Raw genomic sequence first — 5,201 nt, 5'->3', positions numbered from 1 at the left:
GGCCATCGAGGAGGCGGCGCGCAGCATCCGCGACTGGACCGAGCGCCAGCGCTTCCTCAACACGGTCTACGAGCGCTTTTTCCAGGGGTTCTCGGTCAGAAAGGCCGACACCTACGGCATCGTTTACACCCCGCAGGAGATCGTCGACTTCATGGTTGCCAGCGTCGATGAGGCCCTTCAGCGCGAGTTTGGCTGCTCGCTGGCCACGCCCGGCGTCAAGATCCTTGATCCCTGCACCGGCACCGGCAATTTCATTGTCAATATTCTGAAGCGTCTCCCCCGCAGTGCCCTGCGCCAGAAATACACAGAAGATCTCTTCTGCAATGAGATCATGCTCTTGCCCTACTACATCGCTTCGCTCAACATCGAGCACGCCTACTACGAGCGCATGGGGGAATACGAGCCATTTCCGGGCATCTGCTTTGTCGATACGCTGGAGCTGGCCGAGCGGGTCAGCAGCAACGGCGGTACGGTGGTCACACAGCCGAGGCTCTACTTCGTTGAGGAGAACACGCAGCGCGTGCTGCGCGAGAAAGAGGCCGACATCATGGTCATCATCGGCAACCCGCCTTACAACGTCGGCCAGAAGCGCGAGAACGAGAACAACAAAAATCGCCCCTACCAGCTCCTCGACCAGCGCATCCGCGACACCTATGTCCGCGACTCCCAGGCCACCAATCGCAGCATGCTCTACGATGCCTATGTGCGCTTCTTCCGCTGGGCCAGCGACCGCCTGCGGGGGCGCGACGGCATCGTCTGCTTCGTCTCCAACAACTCCTTCATCGACCATTTTGCCTTTGACGGCATGCGCCATCACCTCCTCCAGGACTTCATCCACATCTACCATCTTGATTTGCATGGCAACGTCCGCCGCAATCCGCGCCTCTCGGGCACGACCCATAACGTCTTTGGCATCCAGGTTGGCGTCGGCATCACCCTGGCGATTCGCGCGGCCCATCAGCAGGAGCGCCGCCTCGCCTACTACCGCATTCCCGAGGACTGGCGCAAGGAGGAGAAGCTAAACTTTCTGCGCGAGAAGCGCAGCATGGGGCAGATCCCCTGGCAGCGGCTAGAACCGGCCACGCCCCGGCGCTGGCTGGAACTGGCGCCAGCCCCTGAGTGGAGGAGCTTCTTGCCGCTGGGCACCAAGGAAAGCAAACGAGCAGCAACATCTGCGGAAGATAGCGATCACCTGACCATCTTTGCGGCCTACTCGCTTGGTGTCCAGACGGGTCGCAACGTCTGGGTTTATGACTTCGACCGCTCCCGACTGACTTCGAAAGTGCAGCAAATGATCGACGTCTACAACAGCGACCTTGCACGCTGGCGACGGGCAAACAGACCAGCAGACCTCGATCGCTTTGTCAGCGCTGACGAGACAAAGATCAAGTGGAGCAGCCGCCTGAAAGAGTATTTCTTACGCCAGGTTGAAGCCCGCTTTCAGGCCAATAGCATCCGCCGCGCCCTTTATCGCCCCTTCACTAGCATGTATCTCTATTTCGATCCCCTGCTCAACCAGCGTCAAGGTCTGTGGCCCCGGCTGCTTCCCACCCCAGCCAGCGAAGAGGAGAACCGCCTCATCTGCGTTCCCGGCCCGGGCAACCGCAAGCCCTTCGGCTGCCTCGCAGCCAATCATATAACAGACTTTGATCTGGCCTTCGAAAAGATTCAGTGCTTCCCCTTCTACGTCTACGCTGACGACGGCAGCCGGCAGGAGAACATCACCGATGGCGCCCTGGCCCTCTTCCAGCGCCACTACGGTCCCCAGGTCAGCAAATGGGACCTCTTCCACTACGTCTACGCCATCCTGCACCATCCCGCCTACCGCGAGCGCTACGCCGAGCAGCTCAAGCACGAGCTGCCACGCATTCCCCTGCTCAAGCGCAACGAAGCTTTCTGGGCCGCCGTCAGCCTGGGCCGGCAGCTTCTCGACCTGCACATCCACTATGAGCGGCTTGACCCCTATCCGCTGCGCGAGATCGAAGACGAGCGCTTCAGCTACCGCGCCAACCGCCGCATCGAGCGCCTGCGCCTCAGCCCCGACCGGCGCACCATCCAGGTCAGTTCCGGCCTCACCCTGGCCGACGTCCCAGAGGACTGTTTCCGCTACGTGCTGGGCGGTCGCTCAGCGCTGGAGTGGGTGCTAGAGCAGTACCAGCTCCGCCGTGACCCCCATAGCGGCATCGTCCTTGATCCCAACCGGCCCGACGACCCCGACTACATTGTGCGCCTGCTCAAGCAGGTCGTGACCGTCAGCCTGCAAACCCTGACCCTGATGGAAGAACTCGAACAGGCGATCACCCCCGAAGACTGGCAGGCCGCCTGTCCATCAGCCTGAAGCCGGAGCGGCGAAGCCCGCTTACCAATCCAAGGCTGGCGACGATCAGGCAGACGGCTTCTCACCGATCGTCAGATAAGCCTCCCAGCGCCGACTACGCACCCGCTCCGAGCGGCGCCGCAGGCCAAAGCGCTCCAGCGGAATACGCAGCCCGAAGGGAGTCGCAGGAAGCTCCTCGGTCGTCAGTCCAGTCGTCTCATCGCGCTCCACCCGCAGCACGCGGTGCTTCTCCTCGACAGGAGAGGAGCGAGGGTAGAAACCATAGACCAGCCAATGGACCAGCAAGAGCACAGGCTGCAAGAGACCGACCGGGAGCAGATTGGCCCCCTCAACCACCACCAGCCGCCCACCAGGACGCAGCACACGCGCCACCTCAGCGATGGTATCGGGATCAACAATATAGTCAGAGGGGAAAGTACTGACCACCGTATCAAAGGAGGCATCAGCAAAGGGGAGATGCTGGGCCTCGCCGAGCAGCACCTGACCTGGCTGGCCCACCTTGCGCCGCTGCAGAGTTGCACGCGCCGCCGCCACCATCTCGGGCGAGCGCTCAACCGCAACGCACCGATAGCCCTGCTCACATAGATCAGCCAGCAGATCGCCCAGGCCACAGCCCAGCTCCAGCACGTCGCGCCCTACCACGCGCGGCAAGACCAGCCGCTGCCAGACCCGCCACTGCCCGGCAAAAGGCACCGTGCTGGCCAAACGATAGAGATAGCGATTGCCATAGAGCGTCTCAAAGAGCACATGCCGCAGACGCCCTCGCAGACTCACAGCGCACCCGCCTTTGGAAAAATCTCCAGCAAATCGCTCAAATGCTCAATCATCAGATCAGGCTTATACTCCTCAGCATCGCTCGCCAGCAGAGCCAACGGATCACTGGCCGGCCCCTGCACCGTCGAGAGCACATAATCATCATCGGTCACATGCAGTCCCGGGGGCAGATCAGGCGGGAGATCGCTGGCACCCCCGGTAGCCGAGGAAGAAGCACAAGGCTCCTGCTGCCCGAAAGCAGCGCCGGCACTGGCAGCCCCGGGCGCTACCAGGCGAGCCTGCAGCGCCTCACGTACGCGCGGCTTCGGCTTCCAAATTGCCAACAAGCCCAGGCGCTTGGCTCCGACGATATCGGAGCGTAACGAATCGCCGACCATTGCCGCCTCAGCGGGGGAGACATTCAGAGCACGGAGCGTATGCAAGAAGATCGCTGGGTCGGGCTTGCGCACACCCAGATCGGCAGAAATAGCGATGGTAGTGGGGTCAAAGTACTCGAAGAGGCCAAAGGCCCGCAAATCCTCTTGAAAAGGAGGGCCTCCCCAGAGGCGATTCGTCACCACCCCAAGAAGAAAACCGCGCCGGCGCAACTCAGCCAGCGTTGGCAGAGCATCATCATAGAGCAAGCGCGAATCGATAATACGCACGCGCAGCGCCTCAAAGAGGGCAGCCCCAAGCTGGCGATCGATCTGGCCCCAACCCAGTTGAGCCAGGGTCTCCATCGCCACCTCAGCCCCATCCGGCTCATGGCTGGGATCACGCCGAATCCGGGCCCGCGTCTGAGCATCAAAGGCGACGCGTAGCGACCGGCCCAGCGTCACATCGTCCTGGTCAGGGAGGCTGCACGACTCCAGGTGCGTCCGTAGGAGGGCGATCGCCTGACAATTTGCCGCGAACTCCAGGCGACGCCAGGTCTCTGGGTCCTTCCGGTACCAGAGCGTATCGCCAAGATCAAAGAGCACGCAGCGAATGATGCGTCCCTTCACAAGCAATAACCTCAAGTTGCTCTTCCCTCGAGCGGGGGCGCGGGTCGTCCCTTCTCACCCCGGGCCTGCCGGTCCAGGCAAGCCTATCTGGCATAGCTTGTCTTGGCAGCCTTTCCACTCAGGTTGAGAGAGGCAGGCAGCCAGTTAGCCAGAGGCTCGCTCAGCCATAATCGTGTCAGATCTCGCCAGTGCTCGTCAGGCTTAACGCTCCATCTGTCATCTTCAACTGTTAGCTAGCAAACACCTGCAGAGCAAGCAAGAGGGCCAGAGATCACCCACACAGCCAGGAACGACAAACAGACAGAGGTAAACGGGACGACCCGCCCTTGGCGGTTCCCCGCCTTAGCTAGCGCTCGCTCTCTTCCGCTTTGGAGAGGACATCATCGGCAAGACCGTACTCTACCGCCTGTTGCGCAGAGAGGTAGTAGTTGCGGTCGGAGTCCTGCATAATGCGCTCCACCGTCTGACCGGTGTGACGCGAGAGGATCTCATAGATGATGCGGCGCAGGCGCAGGATCTCGCGGGCCGTGATCTCGATATCGGCGGCCTGGCCTTCAGCACCACCCAGCGGCTGATGAATCAACACCGTTGAGTTGGGCAGACAGAAGCGCTTGCCTTTGGCGCCGGCAGCCAGCAAGACCGCCCCCATGCTCATAGCCATCCCCACGCAGACCGTCGAGACATCCGGCTTGACCCACTGCATGGTATCGTAAATCGCCAAGCCAGCGTAGATGCTACCGCCCGGGGAGTTAATATAGAGGTAGATGTCCTTGGTCGCGTCCTCGCTCTGTAAGTAGAGCAGCTGAGCTACCGTGACATTGGCTACCTGATCATTAATGGGCGTCCCTACAAAAATGATACGCTCCTTCAACAGGCGCGAATAGATATCCCACATGCGTTCGCCGCGCGGGGTCGACTCCACAACACCGGGGATGATGCCTCGCGGCTCTAGAAATTCCCTGGACTCTTTGATCCACTTGGGGTCTCGGGGATTGAATACCGATCCCATGTTCGCTCCTTGTGATCTCGTTCAGTTGTCGCTCGTGGCATATAAATGCATACAGACATGAGAAGAACAGCTCTTGTGGCTGGACCTCCCTCCACCC

General features: G+C 61.0%; 4 protein-coding genes. 1 reads left to right on the top strand and 3 read right to left on the bottom strand.

Annotated features, from left to right (window positions below; translation table 11 throughout):
* Window positions 1-2,338 (top strand): type ISP restriction/modification enzyme (locus IRZ24_RS16460; protein WP_297166472.1); only part of this gene is annotated, 2,338 nt, incomplete at its 5' end.
* A gap of 45 nt (window positions 2,339-2,383) precedes the next feature.
* Here the strand turns inward: IRZ24_RS16460 and IRZ24_RS16455 are convergent.
* From IRZ24_RS16455 to clpP, 3 genes are all read right to left on the bottom strand, one after another.
* Window positions 2,384-3,112 (bottom strand): class I SAM-dependent methyltransferase, encoded by a 729-nt coding sequence (locus IRZ24_RS16455; RefSeq protein ID WP_297166469.1) that lies wholly within the window; start codon window positions 3,110-3,112, stop codon window positions 2,384-2,386.
* Window positions 3,109-4,110, bottom strand: a complete 1,002-nt coding sequence (locus IRZ24_RS16450) for an HAD family hydrolase (RefSeq protein ID WP_297166465.1) — start codon at window positions 4,108-4,110, stop codon at window positions 3,109-3,111. Before IRZ24_RS16450 ends, IRZ24_RS16455 begins: the two co-directional genes overlap by 4 nt.
* 331 nt (window positions 4,111-4,441) lie before the next feature.
* The gene (clpP, locus tag IRZ24_RS16445; RefSeq protein WP_322480632.1) at window positions 4,442-5,104 is read right to left on the bottom strand and encodes an ATP-dependent Clp endopeptidase proteolytic subunit ClpP; all 663 of its coding nucleotides are present in this window, start codon (window positions 5,102-5,104) and stop codon (window positions 4,442-4,444) included.
* Between the last annotated feature and the right edge of the window lie 97 nt (window positions 5,105-5,201).

Source organism: Thermogemmatispora sp. (assembly GCF_019683755.1).
Classification (GTDB): domain Bacteria; phylum Chloroflexota; class Ktedonobacteria; order Ktedonobacterales; family Ktedonobacteraceae; genus Thermogemmatispora.
The sequence above is the reverse complement of the archived record's forward strand: the minus strand, read 5'-3'. Positions and strand labels throughout refer to the sequence as shown.